The 18,511-nt window shown below is 66.8% G+C and carries 15 protein-coding genes and 1 tRNA gene; 12 read left to right on the forward strand and 4 right to left on the reverse strand.

Going from position 1 to position 18,511, the window contains the following annotated elements; all coding sequences use genetic code 11:
* Nucleotides 1-48 precede the first annotated feature (48 nt).
* The 8 genes from fdhE (at nucleotide 49) to G7045_RS10665 (ending at nucleotide 8,467) form a co-directional block, all read left to right on the forward strand.
* Complete coding sequence (gene fdhE / locus G7045_RS10630) at nucleotides 49-1,005, forward strand: formate dehydrogenase accessory protein FdhE (protein ID WP_166159610.1); 957 nt, start codon at nucleotides 49-51, stop codon at nucleotides 1,003-1,005.
* Nucleotides 1,002-2,426: an L-seryl-tRNA(Sec) selenium transferase gene (gene selA, locus G7045_RS10635; protein ID WP_166159611.1), complete on the forward strand. Its 1,425-nt coding sequence runs from the start codon at nucleotides 1,002-1,004 to the stop codon at nucleotides 2,424-2,426. The genes fdhE and selA overlap by 4 nt, the downstream gene beginning before the upstream one ends.
* A 25-nt stretch (nucleotides 2,427-2,451) precedes the next feature.
* Nucleotides 2,452-4,008 carry an ATP-binding protein gene (locus G7045_RS10640; RefSeq protein ID WP_166160436.1) on the forward strand — a complete coding sequence of 519 codons (1,557 nt, stop codon included), beginning with the start codon at nucleotides 2,452-2,454 and terminating at the stop codon, nucleotides 4,006-4,008.
* A 61-nt stretch (nucleotides 4,009-4,069) separates the two neighbouring features.
* Nucleotides 4,070-5,977, forward strand: a complete 1,908-nt coding sequence (gene selB / locus G7045_RS10645) for a selenocysteine-specific translation elongation factor (RefSeq protein WP_166159612.1) — start codon at nucleotides 4,070-4,072, stop codon at nucleotides 5,975-5,977.
* Nucleotides 5,978-5,982: 5 nt separating this feature from the next.
* A tRNA-Sec gene (locus G7045_RS10650) sits at nucleotides 5,983-6,077 on the forward strand.
* Between the two features lie 81 nt (nucleotides 6,078-6,158).
* Nucleotides 6,159-6,935, forward strand: coding sequence for a metallophosphoesterase family protein (locus G7045_RS10655; protein ID WP_166159613.1), 777 nt, complete (start codon nucleotides 6,159-6,161; stop codon nucleotides 6,933-6,935).
* A gap of 68 nt (nucleotides 6,936-7,003) precedes the next feature.
* Complete coding sequence (locus G7045_RS10660) at nucleotides 7,004-7,720, forward strand: FAD-dependent oxidoreductase (protein WP_166159614.1); 717 nt, start codon at nucleotides 7,004-7,006, stop codon at nucleotides 7,718-7,720.
* Nucleotides 7,721-7,735: 15 nt separating this feature from the next.
* Nucleotides 7,736-8,467, forward strand: a complete 732-nt coding sequence (locus G7045_RS10665) for an RNA polymerase sigma factor (protein ID WP_166159615.1) — start codon at nucleotides 7,736-7,738, stop codon at nucleotides 8,465-8,467.
* Here the strand turns inward: G7045_RS10665 and G7045_RS10670 are convergent.
* Nucleotides 8,456-10,282: a bifunctional diguanylate cyclase/phosphodiesterase gene (locus G7045_RS10670; protein WP_166159616.1), complete on the reverse strand. Its 1,827-nt coding sequence runs from the start codon at nucleotides 10,280-10,282 to the stop codon at nucleotides 8,456-8,458. The two genes, G7045_RS10665 and G7045_RS10670, sit on opposite strands and share 12 nt — an antisense overlap.
* A 155-nt stretch (nucleotides 10,283-10,437) precedes the next feature.
* Between G7045_RS10670 and G7045_RS10675 the strand changes: the two genes are divergently transcribed.
* Both G7045_RS10675 and folE read left to right on the forward strand, forming a co-directional pair.
* On the forward strand, nucleotides 10,438-10,770 hold the full coding sequence (locus tag G7045_RS10675; RefSeq protein WP_166159617.1) for a hypothetical protein: 333 nt from the start codon (nucleotides 10,438-10,440) through the stop codon (nucleotides 10,768-10,770).
* Nucleotides 10,771-10,786: 16 nt separating this feature from the next.
* Complete coding sequence (folE, locus tag G7045_RS10680) at nucleotides 10,787-11,503, forward strand: GTP cyclohydrolase I (RefSeq protein WP_205737187.1); 717 nt, start codon at nucleotides 10,787-10,789, stop codon at nucleotides 11,501-11,503.
* On the opposite strand, the gene selD is transcribed toward folE, so the two are convergent.
* The 3 genes from selD to G7045_RS10695 form a co-directional block, all read right to left on the reverse strand.
* The gene (gene selD, locus G7045_RS10685; protein WP_166159618.1) at nucleotides 11,487-12,548 is read right to left on the reverse strand and encodes a selenide, water dikinase SelD; all 1,062 of its coding nucleotides are present in this window, start codon (nucleotides 12,546-12,548) and stop codon (nucleotides 11,487-11,489) included. The two genes, folE and selD, sit on opposite strands and share 17 nt — an antisense overlap.
* Nucleotides 12,545-13,636, reverse strand: a complete 1,092-nt coding sequence (gene apbC / locus G7045_RS10690) for an iron-sulfur cluster carrier protein ApbC (protein WP_166159619.1) — start codon at nucleotides 13,634-13,636, stop codon at nucleotides 12,545-12,547. The genes selD and apbC overlap by 4 nt, the downstream gene beginning before the upstream one ends.
* 70 nt (nucleotides 13,637-13,706) lie before the next feature.
* Nucleotides 13,707-14,864: a glycerophosphodiester phosphodiesterase gene (locus tag G7045_RS10695; protein ID WP_166159620.1), complete on the reverse strand. Its 1,158-nt coding sequence runs from the start codon at nucleotides 14,862-14,864 to the stop codon at nucleotides 13,707-13,709.
* 162 nt (nucleotides 14,865-15,026) lie between these two features.
* Between G7045_RS10695 and G7045_RS10700 the strand changes: the two genes are divergently transcribed.
* The gene (locus G7045_RS10700) at nucleotides 15,027-16,268 is read left to right on the forward strand and encodes a patatin-like phospholipase family protein (RefSeq protein ID WP_166159621.1); all 1,242 of its coding nucleotides are present in this window, start codon (nucleotides 15,027-15,029) and stop codon (nucleotides 16,266-16,268) included.
* Nucleotides 16,269-16,325: 57 nt separating this feature from the next.
* The gene (metG, locus tag G7045_RS10705; protein WP_166159622.1) at nucleotides 16,326-18,392 is read left to right on the forward strand and encodes a methionine--tRNA ligase; all 2,067 of its coding nucleotides are present in this window, start codon (nucleotides 16,326-16,328) and stop codon (nucleotides 18,390-18,392) included.
* Nucleotides 18,393-18,511: the final 119 nt, after the last annotated feature.

Here is an 18,511-nt window from a genome sequence, read left to right on the forward strand (position 1 = left end):
CGCACGCCTGCCCCGGCGGCAGTTTTTTTATGTAGCCCCTGCCCTCCCATGCAACGCATCCTCCAACCCGGCGACATCGAAGCCCTGGACCACACCCAGCCGCCGCGCATCCGCCTGCCCCAGCCCGCCAGCCTGTTTGCCGAGCGCGCCGCCCGCCTGGCGCAAAAGGCCCAAGGCCACCCGATTGGCGAGTACCTGCAGTTCCTCGCCCGCCTGGTGCGCGCCCAGCAGCAGGCCGCAGGCACGGTGCAGACCGCCGCGCCCGACCCGGCCCTGATCGCACGCGCGCAGCAGCATTCGATGCCGCTGCTGCCCGCTGCCGAGCACATCCCGACCGAATGGCAAGGCGTGCTCGACCAGCTGCTCACCACCCTCAAAAATGAAGAAAATCTGGCTCTAGCGCCCGTCCTGAGCGCGCTAGCAGCTATGAATTTTGAAGCACGCCAAGCCCTGGCGCGGCGCGTGCTGCTGGGCCTTCTGACCGAGCCCGGCGACCTCGCCGCCGCCCCCATCGCCATGGCCGCGCTGCAGGTGGTGTTTGCCGACCGCGCCAGCCGCCTGCAAGAGCGCGACATCCCCTACACCGACCCGGCCACCGTCTGCCCGGTATGCGCCAGCGCCCCCGTGGCCAGCGTGCAGCGCATCGGCGCTCGTGCAGACGGGCTGCGCTTTCTGCACTGCGGCACCTGCGCCACCGAGTGGCATATGGTGCGCGTCAAGTGCAGCCACTGCGAATCGACCGAAGGCGTGCGCTACCAGGGCCTGGAGGGCGCCAGCGGCACGGACGAGAGCGTGCTGGCGGAAACCTGCGACCAGTGCCACCACTACCGCAAGATCGCCCACCAGGACAAAGACCCCCTGGCCGAGCCCCTGGCCGACGACCTCGCCAGCCTGATGCTGGACCTGCTCATGGCCGAGACACCCTACGCCCGCGCCAGCCTCAACCCGCTGCTGCCCATGGCCGAGGCAGAGAGCGCCCCAGCCCCCAGCACGGCCACGCCATGAGCGCCGCCGCCCGCCTGCCCAGCGTCGATAAGGTACTGGGCCAGCCCAGCGTGCGCGCCCTGGCGGCGCAGTACGGCGCCAGCGCCACCACCGCCGCCGTGCGCCAGCAGCTCGATGCCCTGCGCCCCGCCGCCCTGGCCGGGGCGCTGAGCGCCGCGCAGCTCACGCCCGAGGCCATCGCGCCGCAGGTGCAGGCCCTGCTGGCGCAGCGCTTTGCGCCGCGCCTCACGGCCGTCTTCAACCTCACCGGCACGGTGCTGCACACCAACCTGGGCCGCGCCCTGCTGCCCGAGGCCGCCGTGCAGGCCGTGGTGCAGGCCATGCGCGCTCCGGCGAACCTCGAATTCGACCTCGCCACCGGCGGGCGCGGCGACCGCGACGACCTGGTGAACGAGCTGCTGTGCGAGCTCACCGGCGCCGAAGCCGCCACCGTCGTCAACAACAACGCCGCCGCCGTGCTGCTCAGCCTCAACGCCCTGGCGGCGCGCAAGGAGGCCATCGTCTCGCGCGGCGAACTCGTCGAGATCGGCGGCGCCTTTCGCATCCCCGACATCATGGCCCGCGCCGGCGCCAAGCTGGTCGAAGTCGGCACCACCAACCGCACCCACGCCAAGGACTACCAAGAGGCCATCACCGCGCGCACCGCGCTCTTGATGAAGGTGCATTGCAGCAACTACGCCGTCACCGGCTTTACCAAAAGCGTGCCCGAGGGCGAGGTGGCAGGCATCGCCCACGCGCGCAGCCTGCCGCTGCTGGTCGATCTGGGCAGCGGCACCCTGGTCGATCTGGCGCAGTGGGGCCTGCCGCACGAACCCACGGTGCGCGACGTGGTCGCCGCCGGGGCCGACATCGTCACCTTCAGCGGCGACAAGCTGCTGGGCGGCCCGCAGGCCGGGCTCATCGTCGGGCGCAAAGACCTGATCGCCAAGATCAAGAAAAACCCGCTCAAGCGCGCCCTGCGCGTGGGCAAGCTGACCCTGGCCGCGCTCGAACCCGTGCTGCGCCTGTACCTCACGCCCGAGCACCTGCCGGCGCAGCTGACCACACTGCGCCTGTTCACCCGCGCCCAGGCCGAGATGCACGCCCAGGCCCAGGCCCTGCTGCCGCTGCTGCAGGCGGCGCTGGGCGCGCGCTGGAGCGTGCGCAGCGCGCCGGTGTTCAGCCAGATTGGCAGCGGCGCCATGCCCATCGACCAGCTCCCGAGCTGGGGCCTGGCCCTGGCGCCGGCAGACGGCAAGCGCCCGGGGCGGGCGCTTGCCGCACTCGAAGGCGCGCTGCGCAGCCTGCCGCGCCCGGTGATCGGGCGCATCGCCAGCGACGCGCTGTGGCTCGACCTGCGCTGCCTGGAGGCGGCCGACATGGCGCCGTTCACAGCGCAGCTCGGCGCCCTCTCGAGCGCCCTGCAAGGCCCCTCCCGGTAGCCACGGCAATGCCACAATGGCCCGCATGACGCGCAAGAAGCTCCCCATCGGCATACAAACCTTTGCCCACATCCGCGAGCAGGGGTATTACTACGTCGATAAAACGCCCTTCATCCTCCAACTGGCGAGCGAGGGCAAAGCCTACTTTCTCTCGCGCCCGCGCCGCTTTGGCAAAAGCCTGCTGCTCGACACCATCGCCAACCTGTTCGAGGGCCAGCAGGCGCTGTTTGACGGCCTGTACGCCCAGCAGCACTGGGACTGGAGCGTGCGCCATCCGGTGGTGCGCATCAGCTTTGGCGCGGGCTTGATGCGCAGCAGCGATGAGTTGGACCTGCGCATCCGCAGCATCGTGCAAGAAAATTACCTGCGCCTGGGCCTGGCGCTGCCACCGGGGCTGGACATTCCCGGCCAATTCAAACACCTGCTGCTGCAACTGCACCAGCAAAGCGGCCAGCCCGTGGTGGTGCTGATCGACGAATACGACAAGCCCATCCTCGACAACATCACCAGCCCCGAACTAGCGCGCCAGATGCGCGACGGCCTGCGCAACCTGTATTCGGTACTGAAAGACGCCGACGCGCATATCCGCTTCATCTTGCTCACCGGCGTGTCCAAGTTCAGCAAGGTCAGCCTGTTTTCGGGGCTGAACAATCTGCGCGATTTGACGCTCGACGCCCGCTACAGCGCCCTGTGCGGCTACACCGACGACGACCTCGACACCGTGTTTGCCCCCGAGCTGCCGGGGCTCGACCGCGAGGAAATCCGCCGCTGGTACAACGGCTACAACTGGGGCGGCACCAGCGTCTATAACCCGTTCGATGCCCTGCTGCTGTTTGACAGCCGCCAATTTCGCCCCTATTGGTTTGAGACGGGAACGCCGACGTTTTTGCTCGACCTGCTGCACCAGCGCCAGACCTTCACCCCGGGGCTGGCGCAGCGCCTCACAGACCTGGATTTGCTCTCCAGCTTTGATGTCGATCGCATCGAAACCGACGCCCTGCTGTTCCAGGCCGGCTACCTGACCCTGCACCAGCAAGAAGAAGTGCTGCCCGGCCAGTGGCTCTACACCCTGGGCTACCCGAATCTGGAGGTACGCACCAGCCTCAACCGCGCCCTGCTGCCCGGCCTGGGCGTGGCCGCTTCGCAGGCGCTGCAGCATGTCTCGCGCCTGGTCGGCCTGCTGCGTGCCAACGACTTTGCGGGCCTGCAGGCGCTGTTCAATGCGTTCTTCGCCAGCATCCCCCACGACTGGTACCGCAACAACCCCATCGCCCATTACGAGGGCTACTGGGCCAGCGTGTTCTACAGCCACTTTGCCGCCCTGGGCCTGGACATCACCCTCGAAGACGCCACCTGCCAGGGCCGCATCGACATGACCGTGCGCTTTAACGGCCAGGTGTATTTGTTTGAGTTCAAAGTCATTGAGCGCGCCCCCGCAGGCCAGGCGCTGGCGCAGTTGCAAACGCGCCGCTACGCCGACAAATACCGCGCCCTGGGCCAGCCCATTCACCTCATCGGCGTCGAGTTCAGCGAGCACACGCGCAGCCTGGCGGGGTTTGAGGCGCTGACGCTGGATAAGTAACAAATTGGCCTCTAGCCCTTGTCAGGCAAGCGCAAGCAGCTCCTAAAACAATAGTAAAACCATGATTATTGGCACCGCAGGTCACATCGACCACGGCAAGACTGCGCTGGTGCGCGCCCTCACCGGCGTCGAGACCGACCGCCTGCCCGAGGAAAAGCGCCGGGGCATCTCCATCGAGCTGGGCTACGCCTACCTGCACCCGCCGGGGCAGGCGGTGCTGGGTTTTGTCGATATGCCCGGGCACGAGCGCCTGCTGCACACCATGCTGGCCGGGGCCACGGGCATTGCGCACGCGCTGCTCATCGTCGCCGCTGACGATGGCGTCATGCCGCAAACGCGCGAGCACCTGGCCGTGCTCGCCCTGCTGGGGCTGACCCACGCCACGGTGGTGCTGACCAAGATAGACCGCATCCCCACCGCCGAACGCACCGCACGGCTGGCCGCGCTGCAAGCCCAGGTGCGCGCCCTGCTCGCGCCCACGGCGCTGGCGCAGGCGCCGGTTTTTGCCGTCTCGGCGCACAGCGGCGAAGGGGTGGACGCCCTGCGCGCGCACCTGCAAAGCTGCGCCCAGGCACACCACGCCCAGCCCGGCGCTGACGCCGCCCAGGGCTTTCGCCTGGCGGTCGATCGCAGCTTCACCCTCTCGGGCGTGGGCACGGTGGTCACCGGCATGGTCGCCAGTGGCCGCGTGGCGGTGGGCGACGTGTTGCACACCGCCCCCACCGGGCACAGCGTGCGCGTGCGCGGCATCCACGTGCACAACCAGCAGGCCGAATCGGCCCAGGCGGGCGAACGCTGCGCCCTGGCCCTGGCCGGTATCGCCAAAGAGGCGGTGCAGCGCGGCCACTGGTTGTGCGCGCCCTCTGTGGACCTGTCTAGCCTGCGCCTGGACGTGCTGTGCCAGCACTGGCAGGGCGAAGAGCGCCCCCTGCGCTCGGGCCAGCGCGTGCACGTGCACCTGGGCAGTGCCGACGTGCTGGGCACCCTGGTGCTGCTGCAAGGCAGCGAACTTGCCCCCGGCGCCAGCGCCCTGGCGCAGCTGGTGCTGCAAACGCCCGTGGCCGCCTGGCACGGCAGCCGGGGCGTGCTGCGCGACGCCTCGGCCCAACGCACCCTGGCCGGGGTGCAGGTGCTCGACCCCTTCGCCCCACAGCGCTGGCGTAACAGCGCCGAGCGCCTGCAGCAGCTCGCCGCCCTGCAGCTGCCCGACCCCGGCGCACGGCTGGCCGCACTGCTCGCTGCCAGCCCGCTGGGGGTGGACGCGGCGGCCCTGGCCCGCGCCCAAGGGCAAGCCGCCAGCGCCCTGCCCTGGCCGCCCGCTGTGCTGCACCTGACCGCCAGCGCGCAAGCCATAGACCCTGGCGCCTTTGCCACCCTGCAAGCCCATACCCTGGACTGCCTGGGGCAATTTCACCAACAGCACCCCGGCGACATCGGCCCCGACAGCCGGCGCCTGCGCCGCCTGGCCGCGCCCCGCGCCAGCGACGCGCTGTGGCAGGCGCTCACCGACGCCCTGCTCACACAGGCCACGCTGGCGCGCACCGGCCCCTGGCTGCACCTGCCGGCGCACGGTGCCGAGCTCTCGGCGCAAGAGGAGCACATCGCCCAGCGCCTGCTGCCGCTGCTGCAAGCGGGCGCGTTCGCCCCACCCTGGGCGCGCAACCTGGCACAAGACCTGGCCCTGCCCGAGCTGGCCGTGCGCCAAACGCTGGTGGGCCTGGCGCGGCGCGGCGAGGTTTTTGCCGTGGTCAAAGACCTGTACTATTCGCGCCTTGCGCTGCAGCAACTCGCCGACCTGGCGCGCGCCTGCGCCGCCGCCCCGGGCGGCCTGCACGCGGCGGCGTTTCGCGACGCCAGCGGCCTGGGGCGCAAGCGGGCCATTCAGGTGCTTGAATTTTTTGACCGCGTGGGCCTGACCCGCCGCGTCAAGGACCAGCACCTGCTGCGGCCAGACACAGTGCTGTTCTGAACAACGGAAGGGAAGCGTCCCTGGTGGGGCGCCCGGGCTTCAAACCCGGTGGGCTGCGCCACGCGTGGCCGGAAGGTTCGACTCCTTCTCCTTTCCGCCATTCATACCGAACGATTGCGGGCTCAAACCCTTGCCAATCCAGCGCAAGCAGCTATAAAAATCATAGCAAATAAGTCCCTCCATGCGCCTGCACATCCTCTCAGACCTGCACCTGAGCGTGCACCCCCTGGCACTGGCGCCAAGCACGGCCGACCTCATCGTGCTCGCGGGCGACATTGACCGGCCAGCCGCTGCCATGGCCTGGGCGCAAGCCCTGGGCAAGCCCGTGATTTACGTGCCGGGCAACCACGAGTTCTACGGCAGCGACCTCGAAAGCACCACCGCCGAGCTGCGCGCCCTGGCCGCAGGCAGCTGCGTGCAGGTGCTGCACAACCAGGCGTGGGAATGGGGCGGCGTGCGCTTTCTGGGCAGCACCTTGTGGAGCGACTTTCGCGCCGCTGGCGACGGCGCCGCGCAGGCGCAGGCCATGGCGCAATCGCTGGCGTTCAACCGCGATTTCAGCCGCATCCGCCTGCACCCGGGCGACGGGGCAGCGCGGCTCACCCCGCAGCACTGCGCGCAGCTTTTTGCCGCCAATGCCCGCTGGCTCGATGCGGCACTCGCCACGCCCTTTGCCGGCCCCACCGTCGTCATCACCCACCACGCACCCACGCTGGGCAGCGTGCACCCGCGCTTTGCCGGCTCGCCGCTGAACGTCAACTTTGTCTCTGACGCCGCCTGGCTGCTCGGCGGCGAGCGCACCGCCTTGTGGATACACGGCCACACGCACGACAGCTTTGACTACGACATGCAAGGCACGCGCGTGCTGTGCAACCCCCGGGGCTACGCCAAAGACGGCGTGCCGGAAAACCCGCTGTTTGACCCTGGCCTGATCGTCGATATTCCCCTCGCCCGCTGAGCCCCAGCCCGGCTGGGAATAAAACCGGCGTTGACCGCATCCAATAGTGCAACCCCCAAGGAGTGACGATGCCGACCTACAGCACCCATTTGATTCGCAGCGCAGAAGTGGCCCAGGGTACTCGGGCGTTTTATCTGGAAAAGCCGGCCGGCTTTGAGTTTCGCCCCGGCCAGGCGATGGAAGTGATACTGCCCGGCGCAGCGGCGGGTGACGATGGCCACCATGCGTTCTCCATCGTCAGCGCCCCGCACGAGGCCGAGCTGGTGTTTGCCACGCGGATGCGCGAGAGCACCTACAAGCGCCACCTGGCCAGCCTGCCGCCGGGCACGGCGCTGGAGATTGACGGCCCCTTTGGCAACCTCACCTTGCACAAGAAAACCGAGCGCGCGGCGGTTTTTGTCGCGGGCGGCATCGGCATTACGCCATTCATGAGCATCTTGCGCCACGCCGCGCAGCAACCGAGCGGCCAGCGCCTGGCGCTGCTGTACTCCAACCGCCGCCCCGAGGACACGGCCTTTTTGGCCGAGCTGCAGGCGCTGGCAAAAAACCTGCCCGGCTTTGCCCTGCACGCCACCATGACGGACATGGCGCAATCGAGCCAGCCTTGGGCGGGCGCGCAGGGCATGATCGACAGCGCCTTTGTGCAGCGCTGCACGGCCGATCTGCCCGCGCCCATCTTCTACATCAGCGGCCCACCGGCCATGGTGCAGGCGCTGCGGCAGGTTTTGGTGACTGCCGGCGCCGATGAAGACGACGTGCGCAGCGAAGAGTTCTACGGCTACTGAGCACCAGGCACTGACATGACCTTGCACGCCGTGCCCGCCGCCCACGCCCACAGCCCCATCAGCACCGCCACGCCCGAGGCGGCGCTCATTGCCCGCGCCGCCCAGGGCGAGGAGGCGGCGTTTGCAGCCATCATGCGCAGCCACAACCGGCTGCTGTTTCGCACCGCCCGCGCCATCCTCAAAAGCGACGAGGAGGCCGAAGACGCACTGCAGGACGCCTATCTGCGCGCCTGGGGAGCACTGGCGGATTTTCGCGCCGACGCCAAGCTCTCGACCTGGCTGGTGCGCATCGTCGCCAACGAGGCATTGGGGCGCCTGCGGCGCAAGAACATGCTCTCGGGGGCCGACGTCATCCCCCTGGACGCCGCCATGCTCAGCCCCGACCCCCACACCCAGAACGCCCTGACCGAAGACGCCGAGCGCAGCCCCGAGCGCTCTGCCATGCGCACGCAGCTGCGCCAGCTCATCGAGGCGCGCATCGACCTGCTGCCCGACACCTTTCGCACCGTGTTCATGCTGCGCGGGGTGGAGGAGATGAGCGTGGAAGAGGTGGCGCAGGTGCTGCAAATCCCCGAGGCCACGGTGCGCACGCGTTTTTTCCGCGCCCGCAGCCTGCTGCGCGAGGGCCTGGCCAGCGCCATCGACGTGGGCATGGCCGACGCCTTCGCGTTCGACGGCGCGCGCTGCGACCGCATCGTTGCCGGGGTGCTGGCACGCCAGCGCGCCCAGCCCGTATTACGGGGCTGAAGGGGCCGAATCCGGCGGCGGCGGCGGCACCTTCCAGGCCTGCAGCTCGGGCAGCGGCAGCGGGCGGCTGTAGTAGTAGCCCTGGAACAGGCTGCAGCCCAGCGCCGCCAGCGCCTGGCGCTGCGCCCAGGTCTCCACCCCTTCGGCCACCACCTGCAGCCCCAGGCTGTGCGCCAGCGCTGCAATGGCGCGGGCAATGGCCACGGCCTGGGCGCTGCCCGGCATGTCGCGCACAAAGGATTGGTCGATCTTGAGCTGGTCGAGCGGCATACGCTGCACATAGGCCAGCGACGAGTAACCCGTGCCAAAGTCATCGAGCGAGAGCTGCAGCCCCAGCGCCTTGAGGGCGTGCATCTTGGCGACCACCGCCTCGGGCTCGGCCACCAGCAGGCTTTCGGTGAGTTCGAGCTTGAGCCGCGCCGGCACGATGGCGCTGCGCTGCAGCAAGGCGGCCACCTCATCGACAAAATCGGGCTGCACAAACTGGCGTGCGCTCACGTTCACTGCCAGCACCCAGGCAGCGCGCTGCGGGTCTTGCTGCCACGCGGCCAGTTGCGCGCACGCGGTTTGCAGCACCCAGCGCCCCAGGGGCAGGATTTGCCCGGTCTGCTCGGCCAGGGGGATAAATTCTGCCGGGCTGACCATGCCGCGCTGCGGGTGCTGCCAGCGCACCAGGGCCTCGGCGCCGTAGATGCTGCCGTCTTGCGCCACTTGCGGCTGGTAGAAAAGGCGCAAATGCCCTTGCGCCAAGGCGGCATCAAGATCGCGCTCGGTCTGCACCCGCGCCCGGGCGGCTTGCTCTAGCTGCGCGTCGTAAAAATGCAGGCCGTCGCCGCCCTGGGCCTTGGCCTCGTGCATGGCCAGCTCGGCTTGCTGCACCAGGGTTTGCGCGGCCACGGCCTCGTCAACTTCATTGGCCTTTGCGTCGCCTTTGGCCTCACCCTTGATCGGTGCATGGCCAAAAGCCGCCACGCCCAGGCTGGCCGTGCAACGCCATTGCCCATCACCCAGCGCATAAGGCTCGGCCAGGGCTTGGCGCAGGCGCTCAACCAGGGGGCCGACCTGGCAGGCCGCTTCGCCGCCGCCCTCACAGGTTTGGTCGAGCAGCACGGCAAACTCATCGCCGCCGATGCGCGCCACGGTGTCGCTGCCATGTACGCACGCTTGCAGACGCTGGCCCACCTCCCGCAGCAGGGCATCGCCCTGGGGCAGCCCCAGGCTGTCGTTGATGCGCTTGAAATCATCGAGGTTGATGCACACCAGCGCCCCCATGCTGCCCGGCGCGTGCGCCGTCGAGCGCAGGCGCTGCTGCAGGCGCTCGGCCAGCAGGGCGCGGTTGGGCAAGGCGGTGAGCACGTCATAAAACGCGAGCTGGTGGATTTGCTCCTCGGCGCGTTTGCGCTCGCTGATGTCCACATAGGTGGCAATCAGGTGCGTGAGCTGCCCCTGGGCGTTGTGCACGGCGCCAATCTTCATCCACTTGGGAAAGACGGCGCCGCTTTTGTGCCGGTCCCAAATCTCGCCTTCCCAGCTGCCAGTCGTGCCTATGCTTTGGCGCATGGCGGCGTAAAACGCCTCGTCGTGGTGGCCCGAGCGCAGCAGCCAGGGGGTTTTGCCCACCACTTCAGCGCTGCTGTAGCCCGTCAGCGCCGTGAAGGCGTCGTTGACGCGCTCTATCACTCCCTTGGGGTTGGCCACCAGCACCGCCTGCACCGAGGCGAAAACGGCCTGCGCCAAGTGCAACTCCTCTTGCGCCGCTTGCCACTGGGCCTGGGCAGCGTCGCGCTCTTGGCGCAACCGGGAACACCACCACATCATTGCATCCTCACGAACCGCTGAGTTTCTGCCGACGCAGGTAGCGGCCTCCCTGCCCCAGAGTGGGAACGCGAGCGACGGTGCGCCCATCGAATGGATGCGATGCCCTCATCGCCCCTTTTCCTGTGCTCCCACCTGCTCGATGGATTGTCGTCATGCTCACACTCCCTTTGTTGAGTTTTACCGTTGCAGCCGCCCTGGGCCTGTACCTGGCCAGCCATATTTTGCGCGGGCGTTTTCCACCCTGGTCGCTGTCGCCGGTACATGCTTTTTTGGGATTGGTGGGCCTGGCCCTGCTGCTCACGCCCATGCTGGAGGGCTGGACGCCCACCCGCCTGCTGGTGGGCGCGGGCCTGCTCAGCACGGCCGCGCTGGTGCTGGCGGTGTTTCATCTGCGCAAAAAAATGCCGCCCAAGGGCCTGGTGCTGCTACACGCCAGTACAGCCGTCTCGGGTTTTCTGACCCTGCTCAGCCAGGTCTTCATTTAAGAAAGGGAAATGCCCCATGCTGATGCCCACCCAATCCACCGTGACGGAAAACGACATCACGCAGCGCATGTCCGTCTCCGACCGCATTCGCTACCGCCTGCAGCAAGCGGGACAGCGCTACCACGCCAACGACAACATTGCTGATTTCATCCAGCCCGGCGAGCTGCAGGCGCTGCGCGAGGAGGTGCAGGCGCGTATGCAAGAGGTGCTTCACGCCTTGGTGATCGACACCGAAAACGACCACAACACCGCCGACACCGCCCGCCGTGTGGCCAAGATGTTTGTCAGCGAAGTGTTCAAGGGCCGCTACGAGCCGGCGCCCACCGTCACCGCCTTTCCCAACGTGCAGCAGCTCAACGAGCTGATGGTGGTGGGCCCGATCAGCGTGCGCAGCGCCTGCTCGCACCACCTGTGCCCCATCATGGGCCGGGTGTGGATTGGGGTGTTGCCCAGCGCGCAGTCCGATCTGATCGGCCTGTCCAAATTTGCGCGCCTGGTCGATTGGGTGATGAACCGGCCCCAGATTCAGGAAGAAGCCATCGTCATGCTCGCCGACGAGCTGGAGCGGCGCGTGCACCCCGATGGCCTGGCCATCGTCATGGAGGCCAGCCACCTGTGCATGTCCTGGCGCGGCGTGAAGGAAAACGATGCGCTGATGCGCAGCTCCGTCATGCGCGGCAGCTTTTTGCGCAACGACAGCCTGCGCCGCGAGTTTCTCAGTCTGCTGAAATGAAGAGCTGCGCCGGCCCGGACTGTACCTGGCCGACGACCGCCGCCTGCGCAAAGCCCTCGCGTTCAAACACGGCCAGCACCGCAGCCACGCTCTCGGGTGCGCAGGCCACGAGCAGGCCGCCCGAGGTCTGCGGGTCGGTCAGCAGCGCCTGCGCCGTGGCGGGCAGGCCCGTGCCCAGGCGCACGTCGGCGCCGTAACCAGCCCAGTTGCGGCCACTGGCGCCGGTCACAAAACCCTGCGCCGCCAGCTCGGCCACGCCCGGCAGCAGCGGCACCTGCGGCCAGTGCAGCTGCACCGTCCGGCCCGCGCCGCGCGCCATCTCCAGCGCGTGGCCGGCCAGGCCAAAGCCCGTCACATCGGTCATGGCATGCACGCCGGGCAGCTCGGCCAGCAGCGGGCCGGGGGTGTTCAGGCGCGTGGTGTTGGCGATCATGTGGCGGTAACCTTCGGCGCCGAGCTGCTCTTTTTTCAGCGCCGCCGAGTACACGCCCACGCCCAGGGGCTTGCCCAGCACCAGCACGTCGCCCACCTGGGCAGCGGCGTTGCGGCGCACGCGTTCGGGGTGCACCAGGCCCAGGGCCACCAGGCCGTAGATGGGCTCGACCGAGTCGATGGTGTGGCCGCCCGCAATCGGGATGCCAGCGGCACGGCACACGTCCTGCCCGCCGCGCACGATGGCGCCAATCACCTCCAGCGGCAGGGTGTTGACCGGCATGGCCACCAGCGCCAGCGCCATGATGGGCTTGCCGCCCATGGCGTACACGTCGCTCAATGCGTTGGTGGCGGCAATGCGGCCAAACTCGTACGGGTCATCGACGATGGGCATGAAAAAATCCGTCGTCGCCACGAGCGCCTGCGCGTCGTTCAGGCGGTAGACGGCAGCGTCGTCGGCGGTTTCTATGCCCACCATGAGCTCGGGCGGCACGAAGCCCGCAGCGCCGCTGCTGGCCAGAATTTCCGACAGCACGCCAGGTGCAATCTTGCAGCCGCAGCCGCCGCCGTGCGAGAGCGAGGTCAGGCGCGGGCCAGGCAGGGCAACGCTCATGATTTTTTGCTGATGGTAATAGTGGGGAACTTGGACGAAAAATCCTTGCCCTGCTGGGCAATCTTCACGGCCACGGTGCGGGCGATGGTTTTGTAGAGGCGCGCTTCTTCGCTCTCGGGCGCGGCCACCACGGTGGGGCGGCCGGCGTCGGCCTGCTCGCGGATGGAGAGCTTGAGCGGCAACGCGCCCAAGTAGTCAATGCCCTGCGCCGCCGCCATTCTCTTGCCGCCTTCGTCGCCAAAAATATGCTCGTGGTGGCCGCACTGGCTGCACACGTGCACCGCCATGTTCTCCACCAGGCCGAGAATGGGCACGCTGACTTTCTCGAACATGGTGATGCCCTTTTTGGCATCGAGCAGCGCAATGTCCTGCGGCGTGGTGACGATGACCGCCCCCGTGAGGGGCACTTTCTGCGCCATGGTCAGCTGGATGTCGCCCGTGCCCGGGGGCATATCGACGATGAGGTAGTCCAGGTTGTCCCAGCGCGTCTGGCGCACCAGCTGCTCCAGCGCCTGGCTGGCCATGGGGCCGCGCCAGATCATGGCCTGCTCGTCCTTGACCAAAAAACCAATGGAGTTGATCTGCAGCCCCATGGCCTGCTTGGGCTCCATGAGTTTGCCGTCCAGGCTTTCGACGTCGCCCGAGGTGCCGGTCATCATGGGCTGGCTCGGGCCGTAGATGTCGGCGTCGAGCAGGCCCACGCGCGCACCTTCAGCAGCCAGCGCCAGCGCCAGGTTCACCGCCGTGGTGCTCTTGCCCACGCCGCCCTTGCCCGAGGCGACGGCGATGATGTTCTTCACCCCTGGCAAGAGCTGCTGGCCGCGCTGCACGGTGTGCGCCTCGATCTCGCTGCGCACGTTGACCGAGATGTTGCCGACCCCGGGCAGGCTGCGTGCAGCCTCGATCAACTGGCTGCGCAAGGCCGCCACCAGGCTCTGCGCCGGGTAGCCAAGCACCAGCTCAAAAGCGACATCGGCGCCGCTGATCTGCACATTGCGCAGCGCCTTGCTGCTGACGAAATCTTTGCCGCTGTGGGGGTCTTGCACGCTGGCCATTGCGGCCAGCAGGGCTTGTTCGGTGATTGCCATGCTGAATAACTCCTAGGGGGAGCAAGTCTAGTGCAGGGCACAAGTCGCGCAAAAAGGATGGGGATCTACGTCACGGCTTAAAAGTATCCACCGCCTGGCGCCCCACGGCGGAATCGTCGGTGAACAACGCATCCAGGCCGGCCTTCAGGTAGGCCTGAATTTCGGCCACGCTGTTGCCACGGGCGTTGGCATCACCGACCGGTGCACCCTTGAGCGAGGCGGGCAGGAAGTTGTTTTCCGGACGAAAGGTCCAGGTGTGCACCTTCAGGCCCGCAGCCTTGGCATTCTTGATCAGGTCAGTAGGTTGGCCCAGGCCCGTAGCCGCGCCGGATGCATCGCGTACGACAGGAATGATCAGTTCCTTGTAGGGCGCCACGGTATGGGCGTAGGTAGCGATTTCTTTCAGGCCGGCGGGCGTGATCATGTCGGCGTAGGTTCTGGTGTTGGACACGCCCTGTGCCACGAAGTCATAGGGGCGACCGTTGTTGCTGACCAATTGTGCTAGGCGCACGGTGCTCAGTTTGCTCAGTTCTTTGAGGTTGGTGACTTCAAACGACTGCACGATGACCGGTGCATTTTTGTTGTTCCAGCCGTTCTTCTCCAACGTGACCAACAGCGGTTTTTCCAGTGGCAACCCGATGGATTGAAAATACGTGGGATGCTTAGTCTCAGGCTCGATACCGATGGTGCGGCCCTTGACAGCCGATTGCGACTTAGCCAGGTCGATAATTTCCTGCAGCGTGGCAATCTCGAACTGGTCGTTGTACTTGGTGTTGGCAGGGCGGATCGTCGGAATGCGTTCGCGGGCACGCAAGGTCTTGATTTCAGCCAGCGTAAAGTCCTCGATGAACCAACCGGTGATGATACTGCCGTCAATAGTTTTGGTGGTCTTGCGACCGGCGAAGTCAGGGCGTTCGGCCACGTTGGTGGTGGCCTCACGCACCGTGCCGTCGGTGTTCAGGATGGCGATCGCGTTCTCGTGACGAGATACCAGCACGCCGTCTTTGGTGATGACCAAATCGGGTTCGATGATATCGGCACCGTCGTCAATCGCTTTTTGGTAGGCCGCCAGGGTATGTTCAGGACGCAATGCGGATGCACCTCGATGCGCAATCACCGCTCGCTCTGGCGGCCACGTGGGGGCATCGTCCCCACCACCGCAAGCGGCAAGGCTGGAGATGGCGCCCATGGCGAGAACAAGTTTGGCGAAGGCTGCCGTACGAATCATGCAAAAGCACCTAGGAATTGTGGAAAACCGTAAATCTAAAAAACCTTAGTGACGAGACCATGACAGGACGAAAAAAGACGCAAACCAAGCGGTAAAAACAAAAAATCTCGGGTTTTCTCGGCGCCCAACGTGCGACGGCAGCGGCACACTCAGCCACCGACCATGCCCGAAACACAGCCCCCCGCCCGCCCCATGACCGGCCTGCTGCTGGCCGGCGGCGGCGCGCGCGCGGCCTACCAAGTGGGTGTGCTCCAAGCCATTGCGGCGCTGCGCCGCCTGTGTGGCGAGGGGCGCGGGCCCAACCCCTTTCCCATCATCGCCGGCACATCGGCGGGCGCCATCAACGGCGCCGCGCTCGCCTGCGGCGCGGATCATTTCGAGCACGCCGTGCGCCGCATCGCGCGCATGTGGAGCCATATCCGCGTCGGCCACGTGTACCACGCCGATTCATTGCACGTGATGCAAAGCGGGGCGCGCTGGCTGACGCTGCTGTCGCTGGGCTGGGCGCTGGCGCGCTGGCAGCGCACGCGCCCGCATTCGCTCTTGAACAATGCGCCGCTGGAGCACCTGCTGGCACAAATGGTGCCGCTGGTGCGCCTGCCCATGCTGATCCGCCAGGGCCACTTGCACGCGCTGGCGGTGACGGCGTCGAGCTACAGCTCGGGCGAGCACGTGACCTACTTCGAGGCTGCATCCCAGGTCGAGAGCTGGACGCGCTCGCAGCGCAAGGCCGAGCGCACCCGCATCACGACAGAGCACCTGCTCGCCTCCTCGGCCATTCCGTTTATTTTTCCGGCCCAGCAGCTCGACATCGAACACCGCCAGGAATACTTTGGCGACGGCTCCATGCGCCAATCGGCACCGCTGGCGCCTGCCATCCACATGGGCGCGCGGCGTCTGCTGGTGATAGGCACAGGGCGCCTGCACGAGCCGCCGCGCGCCGGCCAGCCACCGCCCACCTACCCTACGCTGGCGCAGATTGCGGGCCATGCGCTGTCCAACATCTTCCTCGACGCCCTGGGCGTGGACGTGGAGCGCGCGCTGCGCGTGAACCGCACGGTGTCGCTGATTGCCCCCGAGCAGCGCGCTGCCAGCGGCCTGCACCCGGTCGATGTGCTCATGATCGTGCCCTCTGAGCGCATCGACGACATTGCTGCGCGCCATGTCACGGCCCTGCCCATCACCATGCGCACCATGCTCGGCGCCCTGGGCGTGACGAGCGAGGCCGGCGACGTGCGCGGCTCGGCGCTGCTGAGCTACCTGCTGTTCGAGCGCGCCTACACGCGCGAGCTGATGGCGCTGGGCTACGCCGACACCCTGGCGCGGCGCAGCGAAGTCTGCCGCTTCTTTGCCTGGCAAGACCCTGGCAACGCCCTGCCAGAACGTGCGCCCTACATTGATTGAGCCTGGCAGCGCCCTAAAATCGCGGGCTTGGCTTTGACTGCCCCTACGGATGCCCCCATGACCCCACGCAAGCTCTTTGTTACCACCGCCCTGCCCTACGCCAACGGCAAATTCCACATCGGCCACATCATGGAATACATCCAGGCCGATACCTGGGTGCGGTTCCAAAGAATGCAGGGTGCCGAGGTGAACTTCGTCGGCGCCGACGACGCACACGGCGCGCCCATCATGATCGCTGCCGAAAAAGCCGGCAAAACGCCGCAGCAGTTCGTCGCCGACATAGCCGCCGGGCGCAAGGAGTACCTCGACGGTTTTCACATCGCCTTTGACAACTGGCACAGCACCGACGCGCCCGAAAACCACGCGCTGGCGCAGCAGATTTACCTCGACCTCAAGGCCAACGGCCTGATCGAGACGCGCACCATCGAGCAGTTCTACGACCCGCAAAAGGGCATGTTCCTGCCCGACCGCTTCATCAAGGGCGAATGCCCGCGCTGCCACGCCAAGGACCAGTACGGCGACAACTGCGAGAGCTGCGGCGCAGTCTATGCACCGACCGAGCTCATCGCGCCCTACTCGGCCCTGTCGGGCGCCAAACCCGAGCTCAAGACCTCGGAGCATTTCTTCTTCACCCTGTCCGACCCGCGCTGCGTTGAATTCCTGCAAGAGTGGACGCAAAACGGCGTGCACGTGCAAAGCGAAGTGGCCGCCAAGATCAAGGAATGGTTCTCGGTGCGCACCAACCCCGACGGCAGCACCAGCGAGGGCCTGGGCGACTGGGACATCTCGCGCGATGCGCCCTACTTCGGCATCGAAATCCCCGGCGCGCCAGGCAAATACTTCTACGTCTGGCTCGACGCGCCCGTGGGCTACCTGGCCTCGCTCAAAAACCTGCTGGACAAACGCGGCCAGGACTACGACGCCTACATGGCCGACCCGCAGCTCGAGCAGTACCACTTCATCGGCAAGGACATCATCACCTTCCACACGCTGTTCTGGCCGGCCATGCTCCATTTTTCAGGCCGCAAGACGCCCACCAAAATCTGCGTGCACGGCTTCATGACCGTGAACAACGGCGAGAAGATGAGCAAGAGCCGGGGCACGGGGCTGGACCCGCTCAAGTACCTGGCGCTGGCCATGAACCCCGAGTGGCTGCGCTACTACCTGGGCGCCAAGCTCAACGGCAAGAACGAGGACATCGACTTCAACCCCGAGGACTTCATGGCCCGCGTCAACGCCGACCTGATCGGCAAGTACGTGAACATTGCCAGCCGCGCCGCCGGCTTCATCGCCAAGCGCTTTGGCGGCCAGCTCGGCAGCGTGTCAAACGACGGCCAGGAGCTGCTGGCGGCCTTGCGTGCCCAAAGCGAGGCCATTGCCAGCGCCTACGAGGCGCGCGACAGCGCCCGCGCGGCGCGCGACATCATGCTGCTGTGCGACCGCGTCAACAGCTACGTCGATGCCAACAAGCCCTGGGAGCTGGCCAAGCAAGAGGGCCAGGACGCACGCCTGCACGACGTCTGCAGCACCTGCATCGAAGCCTTCCGCCTGCTGACCATCTACTTGAAGCCCATGCTGCCGGCGGTGGCGGCGCAGGTCGAAACCTTCTTGCGCATCGCGCCACTGCAGTTTGCCGACGCCCACAACCTGCTGGGCGCAGGCCACGCCATCGGCGCGTACCAGCACCTGATGCAGCGCGTGACCGCCGAGCAGCTCGACGCCCTGTTTGCCCTGCCTGAGCCGGTGGTGGAAAAAGTCATTCCCGGTGGCGAGGAAATTGCGCCCGAGATCAAGATCGACGACTTTGCCAAGGTCGATCTGCGCATTGCAAAAATCGTCGAATGCCAGGCGGTGCCAGGCTCGACCAAGCTGCTGCAGCTGACCCTGGACGTGGGCGAAGGCAAAACGCGCAACGTGTTTTCCGGCATCGCCAGCATGTACCAGCCCGAGCAGCTCGTGGGCAAGCTCACCGTGGTGGTGGCCAATCTGGCGCCGCGCAAGATGAAGTTCGGCCTGAGCGAAGGCATGGTGCTCGCCGCCAGCCACGCCGACGAGAAGGCGCAGCCCGGCGTGTACGTGCTCGAACCCTTCCCTGGCGCACAGCCGGGGATGCGGATTCATTGATGAAAAAGGCCGCTAACGCTTGTCAGTAAAGCGTAAGCAGCTACAAAAACAATAGCTATCCATTTTCCCTTGTGCCGCGTGACGGCTGAGGCGGGTGCTGCAGCTCTGCGCTGGCAGCA

The organism is Acidovorax sp. HDW3 (assembly GCF_011303755.1).
Lineage (GTDB): Bacteria > Pseudomonadota > Gammaproteobacteria > Burkholderiales > Burkholderiaceae_C > Paenacidovorax.

Excerpts from the sequence above, each read along its gene's own strand:
- fdhE (WP_166159610.1), top strand. The coding sequence starts at position 49 with ATGCAACGCATCCTCCAACCCGGCGACATCGAAGCCCTGGACCACACC.
- selA (WP_166159611.1), top strand. The coding sequence starts at position 1,002 with ATGAGCGCCGCCGCCCGCCTGCCCAGCGTCGATAAGGTACTGGGCCAG.
- G7045_RS10640 (WP_166160436.1), top strand. The coding sequence starts at position 2,452 with ATGACGCGCAAGAAGCTCCCCATCGGCATACAAACCTTTGCCCACATC.
- selB (WP_166159612.1), top strand. The coding sequence starts at position 4,070 with ATGATTATTGGCACCGCAGGTCACATCGACCACGGCAAGACTGCGCTG.
- G7045_RS10655 (WP_166159613.1), top strand. The coding sequence starts at position 6,159 with ATGCGCCTGCACATCCTCTCAGACCTGCACCTGAGCGTGCACCCCCTG.
- G7045_RS10660 (WP_166159614.1), top strand. The coding sequence starts at position 7,004 with ATGCCGACCTACAGCACCCATTTGATTCGCAGCGCAGAAGTGGCCCAG.
- G7045_RS10665 (WP_166159615.1), top strand. The coding sequence starts at position 7,736 with ATGACCTTGCACGCCGTGCCCGCCGCCCACGCCCACAGCCCCATCAGC.
- G7045_RS10670 (WP_166159616.1), bottom strand. The coding sequence starts at position 10,282 with ATGTGGTGGTGTTCCCGGTTGCGCCAAGAGCGCGACGCTGCCCAGGCC.
- G7045_RS10675 (WP_166159617.1), top strand. The coding sequence starts at position 10,438 with ATGCTCACACTCCCTTTGTTGAGTTTTACCGTTGCAGCCGCCCTGGGC.
- folE (WP_205737187.1), top strand. The coding sequence starts at position 10,787 with ATGCTGATGCCCACCCAATCCACCGTGACGGAAAACGACATCACGCAG.
- selD (WP_166159618.1), bottom strand. The coding sequence starts at position 12,548 with ATGAGCGTTGCCCTGCCTGGCCCGCGCCTGACCTCGCTCTCGCACGGC.
- apbC (WP_166159619.1), bottom strand. The coding sequence starts at position 13,636 with ATGGCAATCACCGAACAAGCCCTGCTGGCCGCAATGGCCAGCGTGCAA.
- G7045_RS10695 (WP_166159620.1), bottom strand. The coding sequence starts at position 14,864 with ATGATTCGTACGGCAGCCTTCGCCAAACTTGTTCTCGCCATGGGCGCC.
- G7045_RS10700 (WP_166159621.1), top strand. The coding sequence starts at position 15,027 with ATGCCCGAAACACAGCCCCCCGCCCGCCCCATGACCGGCCTGCTGCTG.
- metG (WP_166159622.1), top strand. The coding sequence starts at position 16,326 with ATGACCCCACGCAAGCTCTTTGTTACCACCGCCCTGCCCTACGCCAAC.